At 71.9% G+C, this 26,532-nt stretch carries 22 protein-coding genes, 1 rRNA gene and 1 riboswitch; of the genes, 3 read left to right on the top strand and 20 right to left on the bottom strand.

Going from position 1 to position 26,532, the window contains the following annotated elements; all coding sequences use genetic code 11:
- Window positions 1-37: 37 nt before the first annotated feature.
- From pheT to infC, 7 genes are all read right to left on the bottom strand, one after another.
- On the bottom strand, window positions 38-2,548 hold the full coding sequence (gene pheT, locus ACFV4P_RS31475) for a phenylalanine--tRNA ligase subunit beta (protein WP_380476885.1): 2,511 nt from the start codon (window positions 2,546-2,548) through the stop codon (window positions 38-40).
- Window positions 2,548-3,669, bottom strand: a complete 1,122-nt coding sequence (gene pheS, locus ACFV4P_RS31470) for a phenylalanine--tRNA ligase subunit alpha (RefSeq protein ID WP_380476884.1) — start codon at window positions 3,667-3,669, stop codon at window positions 2,548-2,550. Before pheS ends, pheT begins: the two co-directional genes overlap by 1 nt.
- Window positions 3,670-3,799: 130 nt before the next feature.
- Complete coding sequence (locus ACFV4P_RS31465; RefSeq protein ID WP_380476883.1) at window positions 3,800-4,894, bottom strand: ATP-binding protein; 1,095 nt, start codon at window positions 4,892-4,894, stop codon at window positions 3,800-3,802.
- Between the two features lie 49 nt (window positions 4,895-4,943).
- The gene (locus ACFV4P_RS31460; protein ID WP_380476945.1) at window positions 4,944-5,798 is read right to left on the bottom strand and encodes a TrmH family RNA methyltransferase; all 855 of its coding nucleotides are present in this window, start codon (window positions 5,796-5,798) and stop codon (window positions 4,944-4,946) included.
- Between the two features lie 114 nt (window positions 5,799-5,912).
- The gene (gene rplT / locus ACFV4P_RS31455; RefSeq protein ID WP_380476882.1) at window positions 5,913-6,299 is read right to left on the bottom strand and encodes a 50S ribosomal protein L20; all 387 of its coding nucleotides are present in this window, start codon (window positions 6,297-6,299) and stop codon (window positions 5,913-5,915) included.
- A gap of 104 nt (window positions 6,300-6,403) precedes the next feature.
- Entirely contained in the window at window positions 6,404-6,598 is a 195-nt protein-coding gene (gene rpmI, locus ACFV4P_RS31450) for a 50S ribosomal protein L35 (protein WP_030268653.1), read from the bottom strand.
- Between the two features lie 133 nt (window positions 6,599-6,731).
- Window positions 6,732-7,472, bottom strand: coding sequence for a translation initiation factor IF-3 (gene infC, locus ACFV4P_RS31445; protein WP_380476943.1), 741 nt, complete (start codon window positions 7,470-7,472; stop codon window positions 6,732-6,734).
- Window positions 7,473-7,934: 462 nt separating this feature from the next.
- Here infC and ACFV4P_RS31440 point away from each other — a divergent pair, with 462 nt between their 5' ends.
- Window positions 7,935-8,309 carry a DUF1844 domain-containing protein gene (locus ACFV4P_RS31440; RefSeq protein ID WP_380476881.1) on the top strand — a complete coding sequence of 125 codons (375 nt, stop codon included), beginning with the start codon at window positions 7,935-7,937 and terminating at the stop codon, window positions 8,307-8,309.
- 263 nt (window positions 8,310-8,572) lie between these two features.
- Here ACFV4P_RS31440 and gcvP read toward each other — a convergent pair whose 3' ends face one another.
- Window positions 8,573-11,443, bottom strand: a complete 2,871-nt coding sequence (gene gcvP / locus ACFV4P_RS31435; protein ID WP_380476880.1) for an aminomethyl-transferring glycine dehydrogenase — start codon at window positions 11,441-11,443, stop codon at window positions 8,573-8,575.
- Between the two features lie 218 nt (window positions 11,444-11,661).
- Window positions 11,662-11,768, bottom strand: a riboswitch (glycine riboswitch).
- 187 nt (window positions 11,769-11,955) lie between these two features.
- Between gcvP and ACFV4P_RS31430 the strand changes: the two genes are divergently transcribed.
- Window positions 11,956-12,960 (top strand): PRC and DUF2382 domain-containing protein, encoded by a 1,005-nt coding sequence (locus ACFV4P_RS31430; RefSeq protein ID WP_380476879.1) that lies wholly within the window; start codon window positions 11,956-11,958, stop codon window positions 12,958-12,960.
- Between the two features lie 156 nt (window positions 12,961-13,116).
- The gene (locus ACFV4P_RS31425) at window positions 13,117-14,586 is read left to right on the top strand and encodes an MFS transporter (RefSeq protein ID WP_380476878.1); all 1,470 of its coding nucleotides are present in this window, start codon (window positions 13,117-13,119) and stop codon (window positions 14,584-14,586) included.
- A 325-nt stretch (window positions 14,587-14,911) separates the two neighbouring features.
- Here ACFV4P_RS31425 and ACFV4P_RS31420 read toward each other — a convergent pair whose 3' ends face one another.
- From ACFV4P_RS31420 to rrf, 12 genes are all read right to left on the bottom strand, one after another.
- Window positions 14,912-16,309, bottom strand: a complete 1,398-nt coding sequence (locus tag ACFV4P_RS31420) for a DNA polymerase IV (RefSeq protein ID WP_380476877.1) — start codon at window positions 16,307-16,309, stop codon at window positions 14,912-14,914.
- 160 nt (window positions 16,310-16,469) lie between these two features.
- Entirely contained in the window at window positions 16,470-17,183 is a 714-nt protein-coding gene (locus ACFV4P_RS31415; protein ID WP_380476876.1) for a vancomycin high temperature exclusion protein, read from the bottom strand.
- Between the two features lie 66 nt (window positions 17,184-17,249).
- Window positions 17,250-17,927, bottom strand: a complete 678-nt coding sequence (locus tag ACFV4P_RS31410) for a MerR family transcriptional regulator (RefSeq protein WP_380476875.1) — start codon at window positions 17,925-17,927, stop codon at window positions 17,250-17,252.
- A 323-nt stretch (window positions 17,928-18,250) separates the two neighbouring features.
- Window positions 18,251-18,724, bottom strand: coding sequence for a bifunctional nuclease family protein (locus tag ACFV4P_RS31405; RefSeq protein ID WP_073817280.1), 474 nt, complete (start codon window positions 18,722-18,724; stop codon window positions 18,251-18,253).
- Window positions 18,725-18,812: 88 nt separating this feature from the next.
- On the bottom strand, window positions 18,813-19,553 hold the full coding sequence (locus ACFV4P_RS31400; protein WP_380476941.1) for a MerR family transcriptional regulator: 741 nt from the start codon (window positions 19,551-19,553) through the stop codon (window positions 18,813-18,815).
- A 65-nt stretch (window positions 19,554-19,618) separates the two neighbouring features.
- Window positions 19,619-20,161: an FHA domain-containing protein gene (locus ACFV4P_RS31395; protein ID WP_043908899.1), complete on the bottom strand. Its 543-nt coding sequence runs from the start codon at window positions 20,159-20,161 to the stop codon at window positions 19,619-19,621.
- 505 nt (window positions 20,162-20,666) lie between these two features.
- Window positions 20,667-21,599 carry a DUF881 domain-containing protein gene (locus ACFV4P_RS31390; RefSeq protein ID WP_380476874.1) on the bottom strand — a complete coding sequence of 311 codons (933 nt, stop codon included), beginning with the start codon at window positions 21,597-21,599 and terminating at the stop codon, window positions 20,667-20,669.
- Between the two features lie 9 nt (window positions 21,600-21,608).
- Window positions 21,609-21,941 (bottom strand): small basic family protein, encoded by a 333-nt coding sequence (locus ACFV4P_RS31385; protein WP_035860433.1) that lies wholly within the window; start codon window positions 21,939-21,941, stop codon window positions 21,609-21,611.
- A complete protein-coding gene (locus tag ACFV4P_RS31380; RefSeq protein WP_380476873.1) occupies window positions 21,938-22,918 on the bottom strand; it encodes a DUF881 domain-containing protein in 981 nt (326 codons plus the stop codon). The genes ACFV4P_RS31385 and ACFV4P_RS31380 overlap by 4 nt, the downstream gene beginning before the upstream one ends.
- A 195-nt stretch (window positions 22,919-23,113) precedes the next feature.
- Window positions 23,114-25,609, bottom strand: coding sequence for a mannose-1-phosphate guanyltransferase (locus tag ACFV4P_RS31375; protein WP_073817296.1), 2,496 nt, complete (start codon window positions 25,607-25,609; stop codon window positions 23,114-23,116).
- A gap of 125 nt (window positions 25,610-25,734) precedes the next feature.
- A complete protein-coding gene (locus ACFV4P_RS31370; RefSeq protein ID WP_073817300.1) occupies window positions 25,735-26,346 on the bottom strand; it encodes a CDP-alcohol phosphatidyltransferase family protein in 612 nt (203 codons plus the stop codon).
- 99 nt (window positions 26,347-26,445) lie between these two features.
- A 5S ribosomal RNA gene (gene rrf, locus ACFV4P_RS31365) occupies window positions 26,446-26,532 on the bottom strand; the annotation flags it as partial.

Raw genomic sequence — 26,532 nt, 5'->3', positions numbered from 1 at the left:
CCGAAGGTCCCGGCCCGGCGGGGCTCCGCCCGTCGCGTCAGGCCCCGCGCAGCACCGCGCCGGTGCGCTCCGCAGCCACCGCGACCGCCGACTCGCGCGCCGCGGACGCCTCGTCCGCGGTCAGCGTCCGGTCCGCGGCACGGAAGCGCAGCGTGTACGCCAGCGACTTCTTGCCCTCACCGGCCTGCTCGCCCGTGAACACGTCGAACAGCCGCAGCGACTCCAGCAGTTCGCCCGCGCCCTCGCGCAGCGCCGCCTCCACGTCCGCCGCGTGCACGCCCGCGTCCACGATCAGCGCCACGTCCTGCGTCGCCACCGGGTACGCCGAGACCGGCGGGCCGGAGACCCGGCGGCCGTCCTCGAACACCAGGTCCAGGTCGATCTCCATCGCGGAGGTCCGCTCCGGCAGGTGCAGCGCCTTGATGACCCGCGGGTGCAGCTCACCGGCGTGGCCGACGACCTCGTCGCCGACCAGCAGCTCGGCGCAGCGGCCCGGGTGCCACGGCGCGTACTGCGCCTGGCGGACCGTCAGCTCCACACCCGCGGCCGCGGCGACCGTGCGGGCCGCCTCGATCGCGTCCGCCCAGCCGGACGGCGCGCCCTTGCCCCACCAGCCCGACGGCAGCCGCTCGCCGGTCAGCGCGACGGCGACCCGGCGCGGCTGGTCCGGCAGCGCCGCGTCCAGCTCGGCGAGCTGCTCCTCGGTCGGGCGGCGGTCGACCGGCAGTCGCGGCGCGACCTTCGGCTCCGCCTTCGGCAGGAACACCGTGCCCGTCTCGAACAGCGCCAGGTCGGTGTTGCCGCGGCCCACGTTGCGGCGCAGCGCGCCCAGCAGACCCGGCAGCAGCGTGGTGCGCAGCGCCGGCTCGGCGTCGTTCAGCGGGTTGACCAGCTTCACGGTGCGGCGGCGCGCGTCGTCCGCGTCCAGGCCGAGGCCGTCGAACGCGGCCTCGCCGACGAACGGGTACGCGTTGATCTCCACGTAGCCGGCGCCGGCCAGCGCCACGCCGACGCGGCGGTGGAAGCGCTGCGCCTCGCTCAGGCCGCGGCCGGGCGGGGTGGTGGGCATCCGGGCGGGGACGTTGTCGTAGCCCTCCAGCCGGACGACCTCCTCGACCAGGTCGTACGGGTCGGTCAGGTCGGGCCGCCAGGACGGCGGGGTGACCTCCAGGACGTCCGCGCCGACGACCCCGCAGCCGACCTCCTGCAGGCGGCGGGTGACGGTCTCGCGGCCGTACTCGGCGCCGGCGACGCGGTCGGGCAGGCCGGCGTCGATGGTGATGGTGCGCACCGGGCGCGGGGCGGCGATGTCGGTGACACCGGCCTCGGCGGTGCCGCCGGCGATCAGCACCAGCAGGTCCACGGCGCGCTGCGCGGCGGCCCGGGTGGCCTCCGGGTCGACGCCGCGCTCGAAGCGCTTGGACGCCTCGGAGGGCAGCTTGTGGCGCTTCGCGGAGCGGGCGATCGCGACCGGCTCGAAGTGCGCGGCCTCGATGATGATCTCGGTGGAGCCGGTGACGACGCCGGTCTCCGGGTCGTAGACCGGCTCCAGGATCTCGGTGGTCGCCCCGCCCATCACGCCGGCCAGGCCGATCGGGCCGGAGTTGTCGCAGATCAGCAGATCCTCGGCGGACAGCTTGCGCTTGACGCCGTCCAGCGTGGTCAGCGTCTCGCCGTCGGCGGCGCGGCGGACCTGGATCGGCCCGTCGACGCGCTCGCGGTCGTACGCGTGCAGCGGCTGGCCGACCTCCAGCATCACGTAGTTGGTGATGTCGACGGCCAGCGAGATCGGCCGGATGCCGGACTTCTGCAGGCGGCGCTGCAGCCAGATCGGCGACTGCGCGGCCGGGTTCACGCCGGTGACGGTGCGCGCCACGAAGCGGTCGCAGCCGACCGGGTCGGCGACCTTCACCAGGTAGCCGTACGAGTTCGCCGGCGGCACGTCCAGCAGCGCCGGGTCGGCCAGCGGCAGGCCGTACGCGGCGGCGGCCTCGCGGGCCACGCCGCGCATCGACAGGCAGTAGCCGCGGTCCGGGGTGACGGCGATGTCGAGGACCTCGTCGACCAGCTGGAGCAGCTCGATCGCGTCGGTGCCGGCCTCGTACTCGGGCGGCAGCACGATGATGCCGTTGTGGTCGTCGCCCATGCCCAGCTCGCGGGCGGAGCAGATCATGCCGGCCGAGGTGTGGCCGTAGGTCTGCCGGGCGGCGATCGGGAACGGGCCGGGCAGCACGCCGCCGGGCAGGATCACCACGACCTTGTCGCCGACCCGGAAGTTGGTCGCGCCGCAGACGATCTCCTGCGGCTCGCCGGTGCCGTTGGCGTTGCCCACGTTGACGAAGCAGTGCCGGATCGGCTTCTTGAAGCCGGGCAGTTCCTCGATGGAGAGGACCTCGCCGACCACCAGCGGGCCCTTGATGTCGGTGCCGAGCTGCTCGACCGTCTCGACCTCAAGGCCGGCGCGGACCAGCCGGGCCGCGACGTCGCGTCCGGTCTCACCCGCCGGCAGGTCGACGTACTCGCGCAGCCAGGAAAGCGGGACGCGCATCAGATCTCCATCCCGAACGGGAGGGTGAAGCGGACGTCACCCTCGACCATGTCGCGCATGTCGGCGACGTTGTGACGGTTCATCAGGATCCGCTCCAGGCCCAGGCCGAACGCGAATCCGCTGTAGCGGTTCGGGTCGATGCCCGCGGCGACCAGCACGCGGGGGTTGACCACGCCGCAGCCGCCCAGCTCGATCCAGCCCTCGGAGGAGCAGGTCCGGCACGGACGGTCGGGGTTGCCCACCGAGGCGCCGCGGCACACGAAGCACTGCAGGTCGATCTCGGCGCTCGGCTCGGTGAACGGGAAGTACGAGGGCCGCCAGCGCAGCTCCAGGCCGCCGCCGATCAGCTTCTCCACCAGCACCTCGATGGTGCCCTTCAGGTGGCCGAAGGTCAGGCCCTCGTCCACCGCGATCGCCTCGACCTGGCGGAACACCGGGGTGTGCGTCGCGTCGAGCTCGTCGGTCCGGTACACCCGGCCCGGGGAGACCGCGTACAGCGGCGGCTCGCCGGCCAGCATCGCGCGGATCTGCACCGGCGAGGTCTGGGTGCGCAGCACGATGCCGGAGTCGGCGGTGCCGTCGGGGGCCTCGACGAAGAAGGTGTCCTGCATCGAGCGGGCCGGGTGGTCGGCGTGCAGGTTCAGGGCGTCGAAGTTCAGCCACTCCGCCTCGACCTCGGGGCCGGACGCCACCTGGTAGCCCATCGCGACGAAGGTGTCCTCGATGCGCTCGGCGAGCGTGGTCAGCGGGTGCCGGGCACCGCGCGGGACACGGCCGTAGGGCAGCGTGACGTCCACCGCCTCCTCGACCAGCACCCGGGCGTCGCGCTCCGCCTCCAGCTCGGTCTGCCGCTTGGCGAGGGCCTGGTTGACCGCTCCGCGGGCCTGGCCGATCAGCTTGCCCGCGGCGGCCTTGGCCTGCGGGGGCAGCGCGCCGATCTCACGGTTGGCGAGCGAGAGCGGGGAGCGGTCGCCGGTGTGCGCGACCTTCGCCTGCTTGAGCTCGTCGAGGTCGGCGGCGGCGGCGAAGGCGGAGATCGCCTCGTCCCGGGCCTGTTCCACCACCTCGGGCTTGAGGGCCTCGACCTCGACCGGGTCGTACGACTTGTTGGGTGCCGACATCTCTATGCTTCCCGTGCTCCTGCTCGTGATCAGGTCTGCTGCCTCGCCGGGCGTCCGCGAGAACGCCAGGGGTCGAGTGTAGTCGCAGGCCGCGACCGGCCACGTGGGGCGACCACCGGGCGGGAGACGATCAGAGCATGAAGTCCGGGATGCCGGCGGGCAGCACGAACCGGAACCGGGCCCCGCCGCCCTCGGCCCGACTGATCCGGATCACCCCGCCGTGCGCCTCCACGATGCCCTTCACGATGTACAGCCCGAGGCCCGTCCCGCCGCGCTTGGAGCCCCGCCAGAACCGGGTGAACACCCGCGGCATCGCCTCCTCCGCGATGCCCGTGCCCTGGTCGCTGACGGTGACGGCGGTGCCCTCGATCGTCCGCGGCGGCGAACCGGCGGCCTCCACCACGTCGTTGGCCGGCCCGAGTTCGATCGTCACGGTGCCCTCGCCGTGCCGGACCGCGTTCTCCAGCAGGTTCGCCAGCACCTGGTCGATCTTGTCGGGGTCGCCCCACTGCTCGCCCAGCGGCCCCGCGACCCGGATGTCGAACCGCTCCTCGGGGATGCCCGCCGCGACCTTCCCCTCCACGTGCCGGCGCACCGCCGCCGCCAGGTCCAGGCGCTGGCGGCGAATCTCCAGCCGGCCCGCGTCGATCCGCGAGATGTCCAGCAGCTCCGCGATCAGCCGGGTCACCCGGTCCGCGTCCGCGTCGACGGTCTCCAGCATCACCCGCTTCTGGCCGTCGTTGAAGCGCTCCCACTTCGCCAGCAGCGTCGCCGTGAAGCCCTTCACGCTGGTCAGCGGCGACCGCAGCTCGTGCGCGACGGTCGCGATCAGCTCGGCGTGGCTGCGCTCGGTGCGCCGCCGCGCCTCGGTGCCGCGCAGCGTCACCACCACCCGCCGCACCGGCCCGCCCGGCCGCTCCCGCACGTAGCGGGCGCACACCAGCACCTCGCGGCCGCCGGGCAGCAGCAGGTTCCGCTCGGGCTGCCCGCTGCGCACCGCCAGCCCGCCGTACGGGTCGGTCAGCGGCCACCAGCGCCGCCCGTCCAGGTCCTCCAGCGGCAACGCCTGCTCCAGTCCGACGCCGATCGCGCAGTGCGCGGAGCGGCCGGTGATGCGTTCCGCGGCCCGGTTGAACACCACCACCCGGCCCTGTGCGTCCGCGACCACCAGCCCGTCCGGCAGGTCGTCCGGTTCCAGGGTCGCCAAGCCGTCGTCGCCGCCCATGGGTGTCCTCCCCCGCCCGCACCGGCTTTGAGGACCGACCCTAGCGCGCTCAGGCCGTGCCGCGACACCCGCCGGGGGAGCGCTGGGCGCGCGCGGAGGCGTACAGGCACACGGCGGCGGCCGTGGCGAGGTTCAAGCTCTCCGCGTGCCCGTGAATGGGGACGCGCACCACCTCGTCCGCCAGCGCCCGGGTCTCCTCCGGCAGGCCCCACGCCTCGTTGCCGAACACCCACGCGCACGAGCCCTCAAGGGTGCCCTCGTCGAGCTCCTGGTCCAGGTCGCGCTGCCCGGCGCCGTCCGCGGCCAGCACCCGCACCCCGGCCTCCCGCAGCCGCGCCACCGCCTCCTCCACCGGCACCCCGGTGGCGACCGGCAGGTGGAACAGGCTGCCCACCGACGCCCGCACCGCCTTCGGGTTGTACGGGTCGACCGAGGCGTCGGTCAGCACCACCGCGTCCGCGCCCGCCGCGTCCGCCGTCCGCAGCACCGTGCCCGCGTTCCCGGGGTCGCGCACGTGCGCGAGCACCGCGACCAGCTTCGGCCGGGCCGCCAGCACCTGCTCGAACGGCGTGTCGATGAACCGGCACAGCGCGACGATGCCCTGCGGGGTGACGGTGTCGCAGATCTCCGCGATCACCTCTTCGGTCGCGGTCAGCACCGGCAGCCCCTCGGCCCGCGCCGCCTCCACGATCTCGGCGTGCCGCTCGGCGGCCTCCCGGGTCAGGTAGACCTCCACCACGGCGTGCTCCCCGCCGGGCAGCCGCCCGAACGCCACCGCCTCCCGCACGGCCTGCGGGCCCTCGGCCAGGAAACGCCGCTCCTTGCTCCGCTGGTTGCGCTTGGCCAGACGGCGGGCGGCGACGACGCGCGGGGAGCGCAGGGAGGTCAGCAGGGGGGTCTCGATGCTCATGCTCACGTTCTTCGTCACGGAGGGGCGGGAGGACAAGAGGGAACAACGCACGGACCCGCAGGCCGGGCGGCCTGCGGGTCCGGGAAAGCAGTCAGGGCACGGCCTGGATCAGGCGGCGACCTTGGGGGCGTTGACGTCCTCCGGCAGCGCCTTCTGGGCAACCTCGACCAGCGCGCGGAACGCGACGGTGTCGTTGACCGCGAGCTCGGCGAGCATCTTGCGGTCGATCTCGACGCCCGCGGCCTTCAGGCCCTGCACGAAGCGGTTGTAGGTCATGCCGTTGGCGCGGGCAGCGGCGTTGATGCGCTGGATCCACAGCTGACGGAAGTCGCCCTTGCGCTTCTTGCGGTCGTTGAAGTTGTAAACGAGCGAGTGGGTGACCTGCTCCTTGGCCTTGCGGTACAGGCGCGAGCGCTGGCCACGGTAGCCGGAGGCGCGCTCCAGGATGACCCGGCGCTTCTTGTGGGCGTTCACTGCCCGCTTGACGCGTGCCACTTCATTACTCCTTGGTTCCGGACCCCGGGTTCGTGCCGCCGGTCCGTTATTCGATTCGGTCGGAAAGGATCAGCTGTGCCCGCAGCGTGGCCGCGGGCGGGCGATCACTTGCCGAGAAGCTTCTTGATCTTCTTGGCGTCGCCGGGGGCCATCTCGGCGTTGCCGGCCAGCTTGCGGGTCAGCGTCGAGGGCTTGTGCTCAAGCAGGTGGCGACGGCCGGCACGCTCGCGCAGCACCTTCCCGGAGCCAGTGATCTTGAAGCGCTTGCTGGCGCCGCTGTGCGTCTTCTGCTTCGGCATGTCGCCGTATCTCCTCGTCGGTCCGTTCGCGGCCCGCACCCCGGGGGTGCGGGCCGGAACTGGATGGATCTCGTCTCCGGGACGGATGCCCCGGAACCGGTGCCGATCCCGCCCGGATTCTGAACCCGAAGGCTCAGGCGTCCTGGGCGGTCTCGGCGGGCTGCTCGACCTCGGCGGTCTCGGCAACGGGCTCGACCTCGGCGGTCTCGGTCTCCTCGACCTGGTCCACCTCGGCGGTCTCGGTCTCCTCGACCTGATCCACCTCGTCGGCCTCGTCCGCCTGATCCGCGGCCGGGCCGCGACCCAGCCGCTCCGCCTTGCGGGCGTCGGCGGCGGCGCGGGCCTCGGCCATCGCCTCGGTCTTCTTCTTGTGCGGGCCGAGAACCATGATCATGTTTCGGCCGTCCTGCTTGGCCGCGGACTCCACGAAGCCGAGCTCCTGGACGTCCTCCGCGAGCCGCTGCAGCAGTCGGAAGCCCAGCTCGGGGCGAGACTGCTCACGACCGCGGAACATGATCGTGATCTTGACCTTGTCGCCCTGCTTGAGGAACCGGACGACGTGACCCTTCTTGGTGTCATAGTCGTGCGGGTCGATCTTCGGCCGGAGCTTCATCTCCTTGATGACCGTGTGCGCCTGGTTCTTGCGCGCCTCACGGGCCTTCATGGCCGACTCGTACTTGAACTTGCCGTAGTCCATGAGCTTGCACACCGGCGGGCGCGCCGTGGCGGCGACCTCGACCAGGTCCAGGTCGTACTCCTGGGCAAGCTCCAGCGCCTTCGCGAGCGGGACGATGCCGACCTGCTCGCCGCTGGGACCGACGAGTCGCACCTCGGGGACGCGAATCCGGTCGTTGATGCGGGGCTCGGTGCTGATGGGGCCTCCTCGGTTGCACCTTCTTCGATGCGGCCGTCGGACGGCGGTCGCACGTAGTGGTTTCGACCACTGGGCGGGGCTTCATTCATGCTTCGCTGCCCCTCCGCCGTCTGGCAGAAGCACCGAACGCACGAAAAAAGCCCCGCACGGTACAGGCGGGGCTCCACACGTTCCGGGATGCCCTGACGGACACCACTGGCAGCAAGCATTCCTTGCGGCGCTCGCCACGGACCGGACCCGTCGACCCTTCGGCCGCTCGGGTGGGAGACTGTCGCGGTTGCCCTCTCGGGCCTCCTGAAGTGGAGCCTCCACTTGCTGGCCTGGCTCCCGAATCGGGTTCCTGGCCGGTCAGTCTCGAAGCATACCAGCGTTCCGGGGCCGACCGGTATTCCGGTCCGCCTCCGCCCGCCTTGTACCCTCCCTTTGTACTGCGCTTTCGCACCAGCATCCCGGAGTGACACCTTGACCAGCCAGCCCGACCACTCGCCCGAGTCCGACCAGGCCCTCGGTTTCGACGACCTGACCCGCGACATCGCAGAGGTCCCCGCCGTCGAGGTGATCACCACCGTCGCCGTCCACCTGATGAGCGCCGCCGCCGTCAAGTGCGGCCTGGCCGAGGGCGGCGAGGCCGACAAGGACCTCGACGAGGCCCGCAAGCTGATCACCGCCCTCGCCGGCCTGGTCACCGCCGGAGCCCCCGAGATCTCCAACTTCCACGCCGCCCCCCTCCGCGACGGCCTCCGCTCCCTCCAGCTCGCCTTCCGCGAAGCCTCCCTCATCCCCGACGCCCCCGGCACCGGCCCCGGCGAAAAGTTCACGGGCCCCGTCTACTCCTGACCCCCCCCACCCCCCGCCGAAGGCGCCTCCCGCCCCCAGCCCCGCAGGGCCCCGCCGCAGGCGCCTTCGCCTTCCGCCCCGCCAGGGGCGCTGCGCGCAGCGGAAGACCCAACGCCAGAGCCGCCCGCCGAGGGAACTCCCCCGACGGGCGGCTTTCGCTATGCGTCCCTGTCCCGCCGCAGGCGCCTTCTGACCCCAACGCCGGAGCCGCCCGCCGAGGAAAGATCCCTCGACGGGCGGCTCCGGCTCTATGCGGTCACCACTCAGGCGTCGTACTCACTGAGCGGCGGGCACGAGCACACCAGGTTCCGGTCGCCGTACGCGCCGTCGATGCGTCGCACCGCCGGCCAGTACTTGTCCGCCGGGTTCACACCCGCCGGGAAGACCGCCTCCTCGCGGGTGTAGGAGTGCGTCCACTCCCCCGCCAGCATCGCCGCGGTGTGCGGCGCGTTGCCCAGCGGGTTGTCGTCCGCCGCCCACTCGCCCGAGCCGACCTTCTCGATCTCCCCGCGGATAGCGATCATCGCCTCGCAGAACCGGTCGATCTCGTACAGGTCCTCGGACTCCGTCGGCTCGATCATCAGCGTGCCGGCCACCGGGAACGACATCGTCGGCGCGTGGAAGCCGTAGTCGATCAGGCGCTTCGCGATGTCGTCGACGCTGACGCCCGTCTCCTTGCTGAGCGGCCGCAGGTCGATGATGCACTCGTGCGCGACCAGCCCGCCGGGGCCGGTGTACAGCACCGGGAAGTGCGGGGCGAGCCGCTTGGCGATGTAGTTGGCGTTCAGCACGGCCACCTGGGTGGCGCGCTTGAGGCCCTCGCCGCCCATCAGTCGCACGTACGACCAGGAGATCGGCAGGATCGCCGCGGAGCCCCACGGCGCGGCCGAGATCGGGCCGACACCGGTCGCGGGGCCGGCCTCGGCCTGAAGCGGGTGGTTGGGCAGGTACGGCGCGAGGTGCTCGCGCACCGCGACCGGGCCGACGCCGGGGCCGCCGCCGCCGTGCGGGATGCAGAAGGTCTTGTGCAGGTTCAGGTGCGAGACGTCCGCGCCGAACTTGCCGGGCTTGGCGAGGCCGACCAGCGCGTTCAGGTTGGCGCCGTCGACGTACACCTGGCCGCCGGCCTCGTGGACGAGCGCGCAGATCTCGGTGATCTGGGTCTCGAACACGCCGTGGGTGGACGGGTAGGTGACCATCAGCACGGCGAGCTGCTCACGGTGCTGCTCGATCTTGGCCTTCAGGTCCTCGACGTCGACGTCGCCGTCGGCCAGCGTCTTGACCACGACGACCCGCATGCCGGCCATCGCCGCCGAGGCCGCGTTGGTGCCGTGCGCCGAGGACGGGATCAGGCAGACGTCGCGCTGGGTGTCGCCGTTCGCCCGGTGGTAGGCCCGGACGGCCAGCAGACCGGCCAGCTCGCCCTGCGAGCCCGCGTTCGGCTGGATCGACACGGCGTCGTACCCGGTGACCTCCACCAGCTGCTGCTCCAGCCCGCGGATCAGCGTCAGGAAGCCCGCCGCCTGGTCGACCGGCGCGAACGGGTGCAGCTGACCGAACTCGGGCCAGGTGATCGGCTCCATCTCGGTGGTCGCGTTGAGCTTCATGGTGCAGGAGCCCAGCGGGATCATGCCGCGGTCGAGCGCGTAGTCACGGTCCGACAGGCGGCGCAGGTAGCGCAGCATCGCCGTCTCGGAGCGGTGGCTGTGGAACACCGGGTGCGTCAGGTACTCGTCCTCGCGCAGCAGCGCGGCCGGCAGCGCGTCCGCGTCCTCGGCGATCTCCCCGGAGACCCCGAACGCGGCGAACACGGCCGCCAGGTGCTCACGCGTCGTCGTCTCGTCGCACGAGACCGACACGCGGTCGCCGTCGACCTTGTACACGTTCACGCCACCGGCCAGCGCCGCGGCGACGACCTCGTCGGCCTTGCCGGGCACGATCGCGGTGACGGTGTCGAAGAACGCCTCGTGGGCGAGCTCGACGCCGCCCGCGCGCAGGCCGGAGGCGAGTGCGGCGGCGTAGCGGTGGGTGCGGCGGGCGATGTCGGCGAGGCCGTCGGGGCCGTGGTAGACGGCGTACATGGAGGCCATCACGGCGAGCAGCACCTGCGCGGTGCAGATGTTGGAGGTGGCCTTCTCGCGGCGGATGTGCTGCTCGCGGGTCTGCAGGGCGAGGCGGTAGGCGCGGTTGCCGTCGGCGTCGACGGAGACGCCGACCAGGCGGCCGGGCAGGTTGCGGGCGTACTCGGCGCGCACGGCGAGGTAGCCGGCGTGCGGGCCGCCGAAGCCCATCGGGACGCCGAAGCGCTGCGAGGTGCCGCAGGCGATGTCGGCGCCGAGCTCGCCGGGCGAGCGCAGCAGGGTGAGGGCGAGCAGGTCGGCGGCGACGGCGACGACCGCGCCGAGCTGGTGGGCCTGCTCGATGACGGGCTTGATCTCGCGCACGGCGCCGGACGCGCCGGGGTACTGGAGCAGCACGCCGAAGACGCCGCGTTCGGCGATCTCGGCCGGGATGCCGTCGGACAGGTCGGCGGTGACGACCTCGACGCCGGTCGGTTCGGCGCGGGTCTCGATCACGGCGAGGGTCTGCGGCAGGGTGTCGGCGTCGACCAGGAAGACGCCGCCCTTGACCTTGGTGACGCGCCGGGCCAGGGCCATCGCCTCGGCGGCGGCGGTGCCCTCGTCGAGCAGCGAGGAGCCGGAGGTGGCCATGCCGGTCAGGTCGGAGACCGCGGTCTGGAAGTTGAGCAGGGCCTCCAGGCGGCCCTGGGAGATCTCCGGCTGGTACGGGGTGTAGGCGGTGTACCAGGCGGGGTTCTCGAGGACGTTGCGCAGGATGACCGGCGGGGTGAAGGTGCCGTAGTAGCCGAGGCCGATCATCGAGGTGAGGACCTGGTTGCGGCCGGCGAGCTCGCGGAGCTCGGCGAGGACCTGGGCCTCGCTGCGGCCGGCGGGCAGGCCGAGCGCGGTGAGGCTGCGGATGGCGTCCGGCACGGCCGCGTCGGACAGTTCGTCCAGCGAGGTGTAGCCGACCTGGGCCAGCATCTTCTGCTGGGCGTCGCTGTCGGGGCCGATGTGGCGGTGCTCGAAGGGGCTGGCCTGCTCAAGCTCGGTGAGCGTCGGCTGGGCGTTCATGGGGGTCGGGCCTCCTGGTCGCGGACCGGCGGTGGTACGCACGCCGGCCGGCCGCTGTGGGAGCGTCGGGGCGCACGAACCCGTCAGCCTCCCCCTCTGTCATCGGTACCTGAGAGCTTCGCGCGCCCGGGTGGTGGCCCGGTCGGCTTGCACCGTCGGCGAGAGCAGCGTCCGATGGCTTCGGTGCCGACGGTCCTGCCCTGCTTTCCAGAGTGACCTGGTCCCACTCGGTACGGATGCCTGAGAGATTCCGGGGAGGGGTTGCTCCTTCGGCGTCCCGCAACCCTCTCGAATCAGGGGGCCGGGACTCTCCCGAGCGGGCTCGGCGGTCGCCGCCCAGGGTACCAGCGCCGACCTGGACGATCACCGGTACGGCCCTGCGAACCGCCCCGTACGGCGGCGCTCGGAGCGACACCGTCCGTTACGTACCTTTTGGTGTGGAATAGCGGTCCGGCACGCTCCTCCGACCGCTCCCCCGACGGGTCTCCCAGGAGCAGCAACCGGAGGACAGCGTGCAGACCGATATCGATCCGCGCGACCTGATCGGACACAAGGCGGTCGACCGGAACGGTGACAAGATCGGCACGGTCGACGAGGTGTACCTGGACGACGCGACCGGGGAGCCGGAGTGGGCGGCCGTCCGCACCGGGATCTTCGGCCGGGACGCCTTCGTCCCGCTGACCACCAGCGAGTTCTCCGGCGACGAGCTGCACGTCCCGTACGACAAGTCGCTGATCAAAGAGTCCCCGGACTTCGGGGTGGGCCAGCACCTCTCGCCGGAGCAGGAGTTGGAGCTGTACCGCTACTACGGCCTGGACACGGCGGGCGGCCGGCAGCCCGCCCGGTTCGCCGCGGCGCCCCCGGCCGGCCCGAAGGAGTACTCGGAGAAGGTCGCCGACCGCGACTTCGCCGACCGCGACTTCGGCGACCTCGCCTCCGCCTCGCCCGGCCCGGTCCAGGGCCCGGCCCCGGCGCCGCCGGGCTACGCCCCGCCGAAGCCGAAGGCCGCGCCGGAGCAGCCGGCCCGCCCCGCCGAGCCGGCCGCCCGGACCGACCACCCCCGCAAGCAGAACGCGCCGGTGGAGATCACCTGCCGCGAGGAGCGCCTGGACATCACCACCGAGTGGCACACCGTCGGCACCACCCGGCTGCGCAAGTACGTGACCACCGAGGCGGTGGAGCGCCGGGTGCCGCTGGTGCGCGAGCGGGTGCGGGTGGAGCGCATCCCGGTGTCGGAGGCGGAGCGCGCGGCACTGAGCGACCAGGAGATCGCCGAGGCCGTCGAGGAGGTCACCCTGCGCGAGGAGCGCCCGGTGATCCGCAAGTACCTGGCGCCGGTGGAACGGGTGCGGCTGGTGGTGGAGCGGTACACCGAGGAGGAGGTGGTCCGCGAGGAGCTGCGCCGCGAGCAGGTCGAGGTGCACGGCCCGACCACCGCCGCGGACGGCGACGCCTCCGCCCGGCAGCACCAGCCGTGGAACGCGCAGCCGCAGTCTCCGGCGACCTCTCCGGTCTGACGGATCGCCAACTCCCGGCCCCGGTCCGCCTCGGCGGGCCGGGGCTTCGACTTTGCCAAAGTTTAACCATTAGATATTTGACAGATTGAAGCATCTCCCTGGATCGTTACTTCAGTCCCTGCACTATCGCCGTATGAAGCAACCCGGAGGATTCCCGTGAGTGAGGCACCACAGCCCACCGCCGCGGCCGCCAAACCCACCAGCGCCAAGGTCCTGCCCGCGCTGATCCTCGCCATGCTGGCCTACAGCGTGGTCCAGACCGCAGTCGTCCCGATCCTTCCGAGCCTGGCCGCCGAGCTGAAGGTGTCGGGCTCCGACATCACCTGGCTGATGACGGCCAACCTGCTCTCCGCAGCGGTCCTCACCCCGCTGCTGGGCCGCTTCGGCGACCTGCGCGGCCGCAAGCCCGTACTGCTGATCTCGCTGGCCGGCCTGGTGCTCGGCTCCGGCCTCGCGGTCTGCACCCACTCCTTCGGCCTGCTGGTCGTCGCCCGGGTGCTCCAGGGCGCGGGCGGCGGCGTGCTGCCGCTGGCGATCGCCATCGTCCGTGACGAACTGCCGAAGCAGAAGGTCACCGCCGGCGTCGCCGCCATCTCCGCCTCGATGGGCGTCGGCTCCGGCCTCGGTCTGGTCGCCACCGGCCTGCTGCTGGAGCACTGGGACTACAAGTCGATCTTCTGGATGGGCCTGGTCTTCGGTCTGGCCGCCGTCGCGCTGGTGATCCTGCGGGTGCCCAGCGACCCGGTCGTCGACAAGAACGGCGGCGCCGACCCGCTCGGCGCGCTCACCCTGGCCGGCTGGCTGTCCGCCCTGCTGATCGCCGTCAGCCGCGGCAACGAATGGGGCTGGGGCTCCACTCGCACCCTCGGCCTGTTCGCCGTCGCCGCCGTCGTCGCCCTGCTGTGGCTGCTGGTCGAGGCCAAGGTCGCCCACCCGCTGGTCGACCTGAAGATGATGGCCCGCCCCGCCGTCGCCTTCACCAACATCTCCGGCCTGCTCATCGGCTTCGGCATGTACGGCTCGTTCATGGTGATCAGCAACTTCGCGCAGACCCCGGAGAAGCTCACCCACTACGGCTTCACCGCCACCGTCCTGCACGCCGGCATCATGCTGCTGCCCTCCGCGATCGGCTCCATGGTCGCCGCCCCCGTCGGCGCCCTGCTCATCGCCCGCCGCGGCCCCCGCCTCCCGCTGGTCCTCGGCGGCCTGCTCGGCGCCGTCGCCATGGCCTACCTGGCGCTGCGCCACGACGCCGAGTTCGACATCTACTTCTCCTCCGCCGTCTTCGGCCTCGGCGTCGGCCTGGCCTACGCCGCCATGCCCGCCTACATCAACGGCGCCGTCCCCGCCGAGCAGTCCGGCATCGCCAACGGCATGAACGCCGTCCTGCGCACCGTCGGCGGCGCCATCGGCACCGCCGTGATGGCCGCGATCCTCACCGGCGACACCCTCAAGCTCCCCATCCCGGTCCACCTCCCCACCCTGAACGCCTACCAGAACGCGTTCTGGATCGCCGGAGCCATGTGCCTGGTCGCCGCGATCGTCCCCTTCGCCATCCGCGCCACCAAGCCCGCCTCCACCCCCACCGAGCAGCCCACCCCGGCCCTCGCCAAGACCGACGCCTGACGGCGTCCCCCTCGCGTACTGGACACACGCGAGTCACACGGACACCCCCCGCCCAGGGCATCGGCGGGGGGTGTCCGTCTTGCACCACCGGACGCGAATCCAGGGGCGCGAGGAACTGCGCGCCCAGCCACCCCCCTCCCCCAACTCGCCTCCCCAACCCGCCCCCACGCCCCGAAGGCGCGAGAGGGTGCGAAACCAGGGGCGCGAGGAACTGCGCGCCCAGCCACCCCCCTCCCCCAACTCGCCTCCCCTACCTGGTGCCCCACACCCCAAGGCGCCCCGAGCTGCTGCCCCACCCCAAAACCCCGCCCCGCCCGCCCCCGCCCTACCCCTCAACCGCCGGAGGCCTGAGCGGAAGCGCCCCCGAAGCCTCCAACCCCTCGTCATCCACCGAAAACGTCCGCACCCGCCCCGGCCGCTCCGAGTACGGCGTCTCGAACCGCACCGTCACCCGCCCGACCCCGCTCCCCTGCACCCACCCCGGCCCGTACTCCCGGTGCGTCACGTCCTGCCCCGGCCACCACCGCCGGACCACGGGCTCGGCCGGCACCTCCTCCACCTCACCGACCTCCGCCCCATCCCCCTCCCCCTCCCCTTCCTTCTCCCTCTCTCCCCTCTCCTCCCGCTCCAACTGCGCGAACAGATCCTCCTGCGTGTAGTCCGCGAGCTGCGTCACGCCCACCCCCAGCAGCCGCACACCTCCCGTGATGTCCACCTGCATCGCCAGGCGCCGCGCCGTCGCGCCGATCACCTCGGGATCGTCCGTCGGCCCGCGCAGCGTCTCCGACCGGGTCAGCGTCGAGAAGTCGAACCGCCGCACCTTCAGCACCACCGTCCGCCCGGACCGCCCGGCCGCCCGCAGCCGTCGCACGCACCGCGCGGACAACTGGTCGATCTCGCGCAGAATGCGGTCCCGATCGGCCAGGTCGACCTCGAACGTGTCCTCCACCGAGACCGACTTCGCGTCCCGGTCCGGCACCACCGGCCGCTCGTCCCACCCCAGCGCCATCTGGAAGACGCCCGCCCCGTGCGCCTTCCCCAGCAGCCCGACCAGATCCTCGAACCCGGCCTCCGCCAGATCCGCGACGCTCGTCAGCCCGGCCCGCCGCAGCGCCTGCTCGGTGGCCGGCCCGATGCCCGGCAGCGCCCGCACCGGCATCGGCGCGAGCACCGACTGCTCCGAGCCGGGTTCGATCAGCACCAGCCCGTCCGGTTTGGCCTGCTCGGAGGCGATCTTCGCCATCAGCTTGGACGCGGCGGCCCCGACCGAGGCCGTCAGCCCGGTCCGCTCCACGATGTCCGCCCGCAGGTCCTCCGCCAGCGCCAGCACCAGCTGCGCGCCCTCGGCGGGCGTCGCGGCGGCCAGCGCCGGCCCGTACGGCCCGGCCTCCAGGTCGACGAACGCCTCGTCCAGGCTGAGCGGTTCGACCAGCGGGGAGCGCTCCCGCAGCAGGCCCATGACGATCTCGCTGTTGGCCCGGTACGCCTCGAACCGGCCGGTCAGGAACGCCGCGTTCGGGCACAGCCGCCGCGCCTGCGCCGTCGGCATCGCCGAGTGCACGCCGAACTTCCGCGCCTCGTACGAGGCAGTGGCCACCACGCCCCGCCCGCCAAGACCGCCCACGACCACCGGCTTTCCGCGCAGGCTCGGCTTGGACGCCTGCTCCACCGCCGCGAAGAAGGCGTCCATGTCGAGGTGGATGATGCTCGGCACGGACCGCACCGCCCGATCATCCCGCGCCCCACCGACAATCCCCGGGCAATCCCCCGCCCGAACCACCGAACCGAACCACCGAACCGAGCCCCCACCCGGCCCCCACCCGGCCCGCGCCCGGCCCCACGCAGCCCGACAGCCCCCCGACCGTCCCCTCCCCGCCGGAGCTCTACCCTCGCGCCGCGTCCGCCAACGCCCGCGCCACCCCGTCCTCGTGCCGCCCCAGCAGCGCCGGATCGGGCCGCACCACCACGTTCAGGAACGCCTTCGCCGCGCTGCCGATCTCCCGCACCTCGCCGTAGCGCCAGGTGGTGTCGTGCCACTCCTCCACGCCGACGCCGGACGAGTCGATCCCGGCGGCCCGGCACAGCGCCAACGCCCGCCGCACATGGAAGGTCTGACTGATCAGCACCGCCTTGTTCACCCCGAATATGCGGTGCGCGCGGGTGCAGGAGTCCCAGGTGTCGAAGCCCGCGTAGTCGCCGACCACCCGTACCTCGGGCACGCCGCGTTCGATCAGGTAGGCGCGCATCGCGTCGGTCTCGTCGTACTCGCGGGTGCCGTTGTCGCCGGTCACCAGGATCGCCTGCACCTTGTCCGCCCGGTACAGCTCCAGGGCGGCGTCCAGCCGGTGCGCCAGGTACGGGGAGGGCCTGCCCTCCATCAGGCCGGCGCCGAACACCACCGCGACCGGTGCGGCCGGCACGCTCTGCACGGTGCCGATCTTGTGGTTCTGCGTCACGAAGAGCCAGGCGTTCGGCGTGACGCCCAGCACCGCGCACACCACCAGCGCCTGGAACCGGCGCCGCTGCCCGCGCCTGCTGCCCCAACCGGACGGCCGCCACGTCAGCAGCCACCGTCCGCGCCGCCCGAGCCCCTGCATGATCGTCTGCACACGGGAGTGGACGAACCGCCCACCCGACCGGTTCCCGAGGCCGTGGCCGGCCGGTCAGACCGCGCGGTTGCGGCGCTGCGCCAGCTCGTCGGCCGGGTCGTGCCCGAGCAGCGTCTCGCCGGTGTCGGTGCGCTCGCCGTGCAGTCGGCCGAGGGTGGCCTCCAGCTCCTGCCGGACCGCGCCGACCGCGATGCCGAACACGCCCTGGCCGCCGTTCAGCAGATCGACGACCTGCTGCGGGGAGGTGCACTCGTACACCGTCGCGCCGTCGCACATCAGGGTCAGGCCCGCCAGCCCGGCCTGGTCCGCGGACTGCAGGTGGGTGACGGCCACCCGGATGTTCTGGAGCGAGACCCCGGCGTCCAGCAGCCGCTTGACGATCTTCAGCAGCAGGATGTCCCGGAAGCTGTACAGCCGCTGTGCGCCGGCCGGGTGGCCGGTGCGCACCGAGGGCTCCAGCAGGCCGGTGCGCGCCCAGTAGTCGAGCTGCCGGTAGGTGATGCCGGCGGCCGCGCAGGCCGTGGGGCCGCGGTAGCCGACCAGGGCGGAGGTGGGGGTGAGCCGTTCGATCGCGGGCTGCCCGGGCTGGACGGCCGGGAAACGGCCGAGTCGGGGCAGGTCGTCACCGTCCGGTTCGGGCCGCCAGGGCCGCCCGATCGGACCGCGGCCGGCGCGCGGCACGTGCACCGCGCACAGGGCTCCGGAACGCGTCTCGTCGCCGGTGCCGCTCATCGCCAACCTCCGTCCATTCCGCCTCAAGGCCCCTGTGGCACCGCACGGACCCGAAGGGCCCAGGCTGCGGGCGGCCCGTCCGGCGGGCCATCACCTGACGGTAGGCAGTGGCCCGAGCACCGTCAACGATCGCCACGCCGGGGCCTCGCACAAACTTCACCCCATCGAGTGGTTATTCGTGCCCCATGTGCGGGTAGCGGAATGGATTTCTACCACAGCCGAGTTGCGGGCCGTGGCCTGCCCCGCTAGCAGAGCGTCCAGCACCGGTCACCGGTGGTCGCCCCGCCGCGGGAACGGTCGGCCGCTGCGGGCCGAACCGGCGGCTACTGCGGGCCGCCGCCGAAGTCCTCCGGCGAGACCTGGTCCAGGAACTCCCGGAACTTCTCGACCTCGTCCTCCTGCTCGTCCGGGATCGAGATGCCGGCCTCCGCCAGCACCTCCTCGCTCCCGAAGATCGGCGTACCGGTGCGCAGCGCCAGCGCTATCGCGTCGGACGGACGCGCGCTGACCTCCACACCGCCGGAGAACACCAGGTTCGCGTAGAACACCCCGTCCCGAAGGTCGTTGATCCGCACCTCGGTCAGCTGCTGGCCGGTCGCCTCCAGCACGTCCTTGAACAGGTCGTGCGTCAGCGGCCGCACCGGAGTCATGCCCTGCTGGGCGAAAGCGATCGCGGTGGCTTCCCCCGGCCCGATCCAGATCGGCAGGTAGCGGTCCCCGCCGACCTCCCGCAGCAGCACGATCGGCTGGTTGGAGGGCATCTCCACCCGGACACCCACAACATCGAGCTCATTCACACCAGCAACCCTATGGCGCGCGCCCCCGATAGGAAAGCGCAGCAGGCACCGGCCGCCGCGATCCGGACGCCGCCCGCCCGTCGGCCGCTCATGTCCGCGCCCGCAGCCCCGCCTGGACCATCGCCGCGTGCAACCGCACCGACAGCGTCGCCAGCTCCCGCGCCGTCGCCTCCGCGTGCGCCCGGGTCTGCGGGTTGCGGTGCCGCCGCAACGGCGCCACCACCTGCTCCACCAGCGAGACCTCGCGGTCCGCGGCCGCCTTCATCGCCCGCAGGTGCCGCGGCTCCAGACCGAACCGGCCCAGCTCCGCCACCAGCCGCGCGATCTGCAGCGCCTCGCCGTCGTACCCGCCGTCCGGCCCGGGCTGCACCAGTCCGTACGCCTCCCACTCGACGAGTTCCCGCTCCTGCGCCTCCGCCGCCGCGATCAGCTCGGCCCGGCCCAGCCGCACCCCGCCCACCGACGACGACCCGGCCAGTTCCCGGTCCGCCTCCTCCACCGGCCCCGGACGCGCGTCCGGCCCCGGCAGCGCCGGCGGCTGCTCGCCGCGCTCGATCGCGTCCAAGTGCTCGCGGATCACCCGCAACGGCAGATAGTGGTCGCGCTGCATCCGCAGCACGTACGCCAGCCGCTCCACGTCCGCCGCCGAGAACTTCCGGTAGCCGGACGGGGTGCGCTGCGGCTCGACCAGGCCCTCCGCCTCCAGGAAGCGGATCTTCGAGATCGTCACCTCCGGGAAGTCGTCCCGCAGGAAGGCCAGCACCGCGCCGATGGACAGCAGTTCGTCACCCCGTCGGCGCGCCTCGCCCGCGCGGCGCGAAGCCGGCACGGGCGAGGACCCGAGGGACGGGGTCGGAGTCTGTGGGGTCACTCGGGCTCCAAACGGAGAAGTGGTCAGTACCCCCGGTGGTGACTGGCGAAGAACACCAGCCGGTACTTACCGATCTGCACCTCGTCGCCGTTGCTCAGCAGCACCTCGTCGATCCGCTCCCGGTTGACGTAGGTGCCGTTCAGGCTGCCCACGTCCGCGACCGAGAAGCCACCGTCGGGCTGCCGGCGGAACTCCACGTGCCGACGCGACACCGTCACGTCGTCCAGGAAGATGTCCCCCTGCGGGTGACGGCCCGCCGTGGTGACGTCCGAGTCGAGCAGGAACCGGCTCCCCGAGTTCGGGCCGCGCTGCACGATCAGCAGCGCCGAACCCGGCGGCAGCGCGTCGATCGCCGCCATCACCTCGGCCGACAGCGTCGGAGTGGCGCCCGTTGACGTCGCGGTCGGGTCGTACGACTCGATGCCGGAGATCGAAATGGTCGACGTGGTCTCCGCCGCGCCCTCCGGGAAACCGCCGCCACGCAGCTGAGTACCGCAGTTCGAGCAGAACCGGGCCTGCGCCGGGTTCTGGTTCCCGCACCGCGGGCACGGGCTGGTGCCAGCCATGTTCACAGCCTCCTGGCGCGGCACACCCGACTGGGGGTGCCCGGCGTAGGTGTCCGGGGCAAACCCTCCACCGGAGGTTGAGGGTCCTGACGGGAAACCTATGCGCGGCGCGCCCGACGAATCAACCGACGCGCCGTAACCCGCGTCGATCTGCCCGGTCGGCACGCCGGCCCCCTGGGTCACGTCCTCCCGGTACATCGGACGCTGCCCGTCCGGCGCCGGACGCGCCGCCGGCACCCCGGCGTCGTCCTGGCGGTACCGGGCGGTCGGCGCCTCCGCCGCCGCCTTCTTGTTACGGCCGAAAAGCTTCGAGAAAAAACTCACGGGCGAATCCCCTTGCGTGTGACAGAACCGCCCGCGGGGCAGGGTTCAGGGCTCGATGTGGCGGTAAGCCCGGCATCCGGCCGGAAACTGACGATCGACAAGACCCAGTGTCGCCGACTCCCTGCGGGCGCCCACCACCGGGGGCTTCCCGCAGCTGACGAACCGTACGGAGCGCGCCCCGTCACTTCGCCGCCGGCTTGCCGTACTGCAACGGCCGCGGGGTGGCCAACACGTCCACCACCACCTTCTGCTGCTGGACGATGGTCGCCCGCGCCTGCTGCTTCTCCAAGCTGCGCACCACACCACCGGGAATGTTCAGCGCCGGAGTCAGATCCTGCGGGTTGCCCACCACGGTGAAGCGGAACGGCTGCGACACGCTCTTCCCGTCGATCCGCACACCGCTGCCCGAAGCGTTGTCGGTGAAATACGTCCCGGCCACCACGCGCACGTCGTTGATCTGAATCGCCTCCGCCCCCGCCGCTCGGAGTTCCTGCAGGGTGTCCAGCAGCATATCCGCCTTCACCTGCCCTTGGGGATCATCGATCGTCAGCACGATCCCCGGACCGGTCGCCTTCTCCGTCCCCGCCAGCACCCCCAGCTCGGACGCCCGCTTCCGGGTCTGCTCCTGCGCCTCCTTGGCCTGGTTGGACGAGTTCTCCAACTGCGCCAGGTTCTGCTCCAGCTGCGTCTTCTCGAACTGGAGACGCTGCTGCCGGCCGTCCAGTTCGTCCAGGATCCGCACCAGGTCCTCCTGCCGCGCCCCGCGCAGCTGGCTGTGGTCGTTCGTCGACCGCACCTGGATCGCCAGCGCCAGCCCCAGCGCGAACAGCAGCAGCGCCACCACCAACTGACCGCGCGACACCCGCGGCGGCCACAGCGCCGCCTTCAGCTGCTCCCGGCCGTCCGACGGCAACGCCACCGGCACCGGTGCGGCCTGACGCGCCGCCACCGGCTCCTCGGCCTTCTCCGCCACCGTCCCGGGCTCGGGCTCGACCTCGGGCTCGACCCGGGGCTCCGCCGTCTCCGGCTCCTTCGACTGCTCCGGCTGCTCCGGCTCCTTCGCCTCGGCCGGCTGCTCCTGGCCCTGCTCCTGCGGCTTCTTCTCCTCGCTCACAACCGCCCCCTAGGCCCTGAACACATGCCGACGGATCGCCGCCGCGTTCGAGAAGATCCGGATGCCCAGCACCACCACCACGCCGGTGGACAGCTGCGAGCCCACGCCCAGCTGGTCGCCCAGGAACACGATCAGCGCGGCCACCACCACGTTCGACAGGAACGACACCACGAAGACCTTGTCGTCGAAGATCCCGTCCAGCATCGCCCGGACACCGCCGAACACCGCGTCCAGCGCCGCCACCACCGCGATCGGCAGGTACGGCACCACCGCGTTCGGCACCTCCGGCTGCACGAAGATGCCGACGACCACGCCGATCACGAGACCAAGTACGGCAATCACGGTGTAGCTGCTCCTGTTCCGGTGGGAGTGGACTTCGCACTCGAACGCGTGGACTTCGACGGCGTCGGCGACTTCGGCTTCGCGGGCGCCGACGACTGCGGTGCGGGCGACGAGGACTGCGGCGACGGCGACTGCGACGGCCCGGGCGACGGCTCCGGCGACTCCGGCCCGGCCACCCGCAGCGTCACGCCCAGCGCGGCCGGCAGCGTCACCGACTTCTGCGCGGACACCGTCGAACGGATCCCGTAACTGTCCTGGATGACCTTCAGGTAGTGGCCGCCCTCGTTCTCCTGGAACGCCTGCGCCAGCCGCGGCCCGTCCCCGATCGCCAGCAGCGTGTACGGCGGCACAAGCGGCCGGTTGTCCACCAGGATCGCGTCGCCCGCGGCCCGGATCGCCGACAGCGCGGTCAATCGCTGCCCGTTCACCGACACCGCCTCCGCGCCCGCCAGCCACAGGCCGTTCACCGCGTACTGGAGGTCGTGGTCCTGCACCCGGCCCTTGTTGCCGAAGCCGTCCGCGTTCCGCGGGTTGCTCACATTGCCGCCGGTGCCCGTACCCGCCGCGTCCTCGATCACCAGCTTGACGCCCGGCCCGGCGATCTCCCCCGTGCCGGTCTGCGCCGCCAGCCGCGCCAGCCCGCCGTCGTCACCGGACTGCAGCGCCTGCGCCTGGGCGTCCGCGACCTTGTCGCGGTCCTCCTCGACCTGCCGCTGCAGCGCGTCCGCCGCCTTGTTCGCGTCGTTGACCCGGCTCACCAGGGCGTCCCGCTCCTGCGCCAGGACGGGCGCCGCCTCCTGCGTGTTCACCGCCCCGACCGTCACCACCGTCGTCGCCAACGCCAGCCCCAGCGCCAGCACCAGCCGCCCCTTCGCCGTCGTCGGCAACCGCGACCGGCCCTCCGCCCCGCGCGCCCGGGCCGCTTCCGCGTACCCGTCGTCCAGCGAGTGGTCCATCACCGTGGTCAGCAGGGACATCGATGCGTCCGGACGGCGGAATCGCCCGTCCGGGTCATTCGGCGTCGACGTTGCTGGCATGCGCCACATCGTTTCACGACCGCGCGGCGGCCCACGACCAGCCCCCGGGCCCGCAAGGCCTATTCGGCACACGATCGTGACAAACGCCCGGAGGGGACGGACCCGCAGGCCCGCCCCCACCAGAACTTCTCCGCACTACCTCCCGGCGCCGTCCACGACTGCGGCCCATTCGTCGAGCAGCCGCTCCGTCGCCTCGTCGTCCGGGCCCTCCGCCCACAGGTGCGTGACGGCCTCCGCCGGGTCCGGCAGCACCAGCGTCCACCGGCCGTCGGCCTCGACCACCCGCACCCCGTCCGTGGTGTCCAGCTTGCGGTTGCCCGCCGCCTCCACCACCGAACGCATCACCATGCCCTTCGCGGCCCACGGCGTCGCGATGTCCCGCTTCTGGATGTGCGCCTGCGGGATCCGCGCGTCGATCTGACTCAACGTCAGCTGCGTCCGCGCCACCAGGCCCACCAGCCGGACGAACGCCGCCGCGCCGTCCAGCACCCCGGAGAACTCCGGCACCACGAAACCGCCGCGCCCGTCGCCACCGAAGATCGTGCCGTCCGCCGCCGCGGCCTTCGCCAGGTCGTCCGGCGAGGTCGTCGTCCAGATCACCTGGGTGCCGTGGTACGCCGCCACCTGCTCGGCGATCCGGGTCGTCGTCACCGGCAGCGCCACCTGCCCGGCCCGGCGCTCGGCCGCGACCAGGTCCAGCAGCACCAGCAGCGCCCGGTCGTCCTCGATCACCCGGCCCTGCTCGTCCACGAAGGACACCCGCTCGCCGACCGGGTCGAACCGCACCCCGAACGCGGCCCGCGAGGACGCCACCAGCTCACCCAGCCTGGCCAGCGCCGCCCGCCGCTCGTCCGCGCCCTCGGTCGGCCGCGCCTCGTCCAGACCGCCGGCCACCGTCAGCGTCTCCACCCCGAGTCGGCCCAGGATGCTCGGCAGCACCAGCCCCGCACTGCCGTGCGCGGCGTCCACCACCACCTTCAGCCCGGCCTCCCGCACCCCGGTGGTGTCCACCGCCCGCAGCAGGTTCGTCGCGTACGAGTCGAAGACGCTCGCCGGGTGCAGCAGGTCGCCGATCTCGCCCGGGAACGCCCGCCGGAACTCCTGCCGCGCGTACACCCGGTCCAGCTTCCGCTGCCCGGCCTGCGACAGGTCCGCACCGCGCTCGTCGAAGAACAGGATGTCCAGCGAGTCCGGCACCCCCGGCGTGGTCCGCAGGAAGATCCCGCCCGCACTCCCCCGCGCCGTCGCCTGCCGGGCCACCGGCATCGGCACGTTCTCCAGGTCGCGCACGTCGATCGCACTGGTCTGCAGCGACGAGATCATCGCCCGCTTCAACGCCCGCGCACCACGCGAGTGGTCACGCGCGATGGTGACGGTGGCGCCCTTCTTCAACGTCGTCGCGTACGCCCCCGCCAGCCGCACCGCCAGCTCCGGCGTGATCTCCACGTTCAGGATGCCCGACACACCGCGCACCCCGAACAGGTGCTCCTGGCCGCGGGACTCCCAGATCACCGACGTGTTGACGAACGCGCCGGCCTCGATCGTCTTGAACGGGTACACCCGGACGTTGCCCGCGATGATCGACTCCTCGCCGATCAGGCACTCGTCGCCGATCACCGCCCCTTCGTCGATCCGCGCGGCCTGCATCACGTCGGTGTTCTTCCCGACCACGCACCCGCGCAGATTCGACTGCGGCCCCACGTACACGTTGTCGTGCACCACCGCCTTGTGCAGGAACGCGCCGCGCTTCACGACCACGTTCGACCCCAGCACGGTGTGCTCGCGCAGCTCCACGCCGGCCTCGACCTTGGCGTAGTCGCCGATGTACAGCGGCCCGCGCAGCACCGCCTCCGGGTCCACCTCGGCGCCCTCGGCCACCCACACCCCGGGTGAGATCTCGAAGCCGTCCAGCTCGACCTGGACCTTCCCCTCCAGCACGTCCGCCTGGGCCTTCAGGTAGCTCTCGTGGGTGCCCACGTCCTCCCAGTAGCCCTCGGCGACATAGCCGAACACCGGCTTGCCCTCCTTGAGCAACTGCGGGAACACGTCGCTCGACCAGTCGACCGACTCCCCCGCGGCCACGTAGTCGAACACCTCCGGCTCCATCACGTAGATACCGGTGTTCACGGTGTCCGAGAACACCTGCCCCCAGGTGGGCTTCTCCAGGAAGCGTTCGACCTTGCCCTCGTCATCGGTGATCGTGATACCGAATTCCAACGGGTTCGGCACCCGGGTCAGGCACACCGTGACCAGTGCGCCCTTCTCCCGGTGAAAAGCAATCAGCTCGGAAAGATCAAAATCCGTCAGCGCGTCACCGGAGATCACCAAAAACGAATCGTCCCGCAGCGCGTCCTCCGCGTTCTTGACGCTGCCGGCCGTCCCCAGCGGTGTTTCCTCGTTGGCATAGGTGAGGTGAATCCCCAGTTCCTCACCGTCGCCGAAGTAGTTCTTCACCAGCGACGCCAGGAACTGCACAGTCACCACGGTGTCAGTGAGGCCGTGCCGCTTCAGCAACCGCAGCACGTGCTCCATGATCGGCCGATTGGCGACCGGCAACAGTGGCTTGGGCATGCTGGAAGTCATCGGGCGGAGTCGAGTGCCCTCCCCGCCCGCCATCACAACGGCTTTCATTACGGGTGCGTCCTCCTTCGCGGTGGTGAACCCCTGCGGGTCCATCAAACCGGTCCGACGCATGTCTACCCGGAAGAAATGATCCGACTCACCGTGGAGGCCGTGTGAAACGTCTCAGCCCGATCTCAAACAGCAGCCGTACGCTCCGCCTGCAGCATCTGCCGAGCCTGAACGGCATACATCGCGCCGGCCCACCAGTACAGCGTCGTCCCCCACCAGATGAACGCCCAACTCACCACTTCCGCAACCCGGTGCACCCATCCGTCACCGACCCCCAGCAGCAACAGCGGAAACGCGTACATCAGATTGAACGTGGCCGCCTTCCCCACAAAACTCACGTTCAACGGCCCGTATCCGGCCCGGTTCAGCCGCAGCAGCACCACCCCGACGAACGCCTCCCGGGCCACCAGCAACGCCGTCAGCCACCACGGCAGGATCTCCCGCCACGTCAGCCCCACCAGCGTCGACACGATGTACAGCCGGTCCGCCGCCGGATCCAGCAACTGCCCCAGCCGGCTGACCTGCCCCCACCGCCGCGCCAGCTTCCCGTCCAGATAGTCACTGACGCCACTCAGCATCAGGATGACAATCGCCCACCCGTCGTTCTTCGGCCCCCCGAAGACCGGCCACAACACCAACCACAGAAAGATCGGCACGCCCACCAGCCGAGCCATGCTCAGCAGATTGGGAATCGTAAGGACCCGGTCGGTCTGGACGCGCGTCTCCTGAACCTCCACGGTGGGGAGCCTCCTGTGGTACCAACGACAAGTGTGCGGATTGACCTTACAACAGAAAAGCCCCCTGACATCCCGTCAGGGGGCTTCTCCAGAAAGATTGTTCGGCGGCGTCCTACTCTCCCACAGGGTCCCCCCTGCAGTACCATCGGCGCTGTGAGGCTTAGCTTCCGGGTTCGGAATGTAACC

The organism is Kitasatospora sp. NPDC059795 (assembly GCF_042732175.1).
In the GTDB taxonomy this organism is placed as follows: domain Bacteria; phylum Actinomycetota; class Actinomycetes; order Streptomycetales; family Streptomycetaceae; genus Kitasatospora.
The sequence above is the reverse complement of the archived record's forward strand: the minus strand, read 5'-3'. Positions and strand labels throughout refer to the sequence as shown.

Bases quoted from the DNA above. Each gene is read 5' to 3' on its own strand.
- rpmI (WP_030268653.1), bottom strand. From the start codon at position 6,598: ATGCCGAAGCAGAAGACGCACAGCGGCGCCAGCAAGCGCTTCAAGATC.
- ACFV4P_RS31375 (WP_073817296.1), bottom strand. From the start codon at position 25,609: ATGAAAGCCGTTGTGATGGCGGGCGGGGAGGGCACTCGACTCCGCCCG.
- ACFV4P_RS31415 (WP_380476876.1), bottom strand. From the start codon at position 17,183: ATGCAGGGGCTCGGGCGGCGCGGACGGTGGCTGCTGACGTGGCGGCCG.
- ACFV4P_RS31465 (WP_380476883.1), bottom strand. From the start codon at position 4,894: ATGGGCGGCGACGACGGCTTGGCGACCCTGGAACCGGACGACCTGCCG.
- ACFV4P_RS31395 (WP_043908899.1), bottom strand. From the start codon at position 20,161: ATGGCTGGCACCAGCCCGTGCCCGCGGTGCGGGAACCAGAACCCGGCG.
- pheT (WP_380476885.1), bottom strand. From the start codon at position 2,548: ATGCGCGTCCCGCTTTCCTGGCTGCGCGAGTACGTCGACCTGCCGGCG.
- gcvP (WP_380476880.1), bottom strand. From the start codon at position 11,443: ATGAACGCCCAGCCGACGCTCACCGAGCTTGAGCAGGCCAGCCCCTTC.
- ACFV4P_RS31380 (WP_380476873.1), bottom strand. From the start codon at position 22,918: ATGTCCCTGCTGACCACGGTGATGGACCACTCGCTGGACGACGGGTAC.
- pheS (WP_380476884.1), bottom strand. From the start codon at position 3,669: ATGTCGGCACCCAACAAGTCGTACGACCCGGTCGAGGTCGAGGCCCTC.
- ACFV4P_RS31410 (WP_380476875.1), bottom strand. From the start codon at position 17,927: ATGAGCGGCACCGGCGACGAGACGCGTTCCGGAGCCCTGTGCGCGGTG.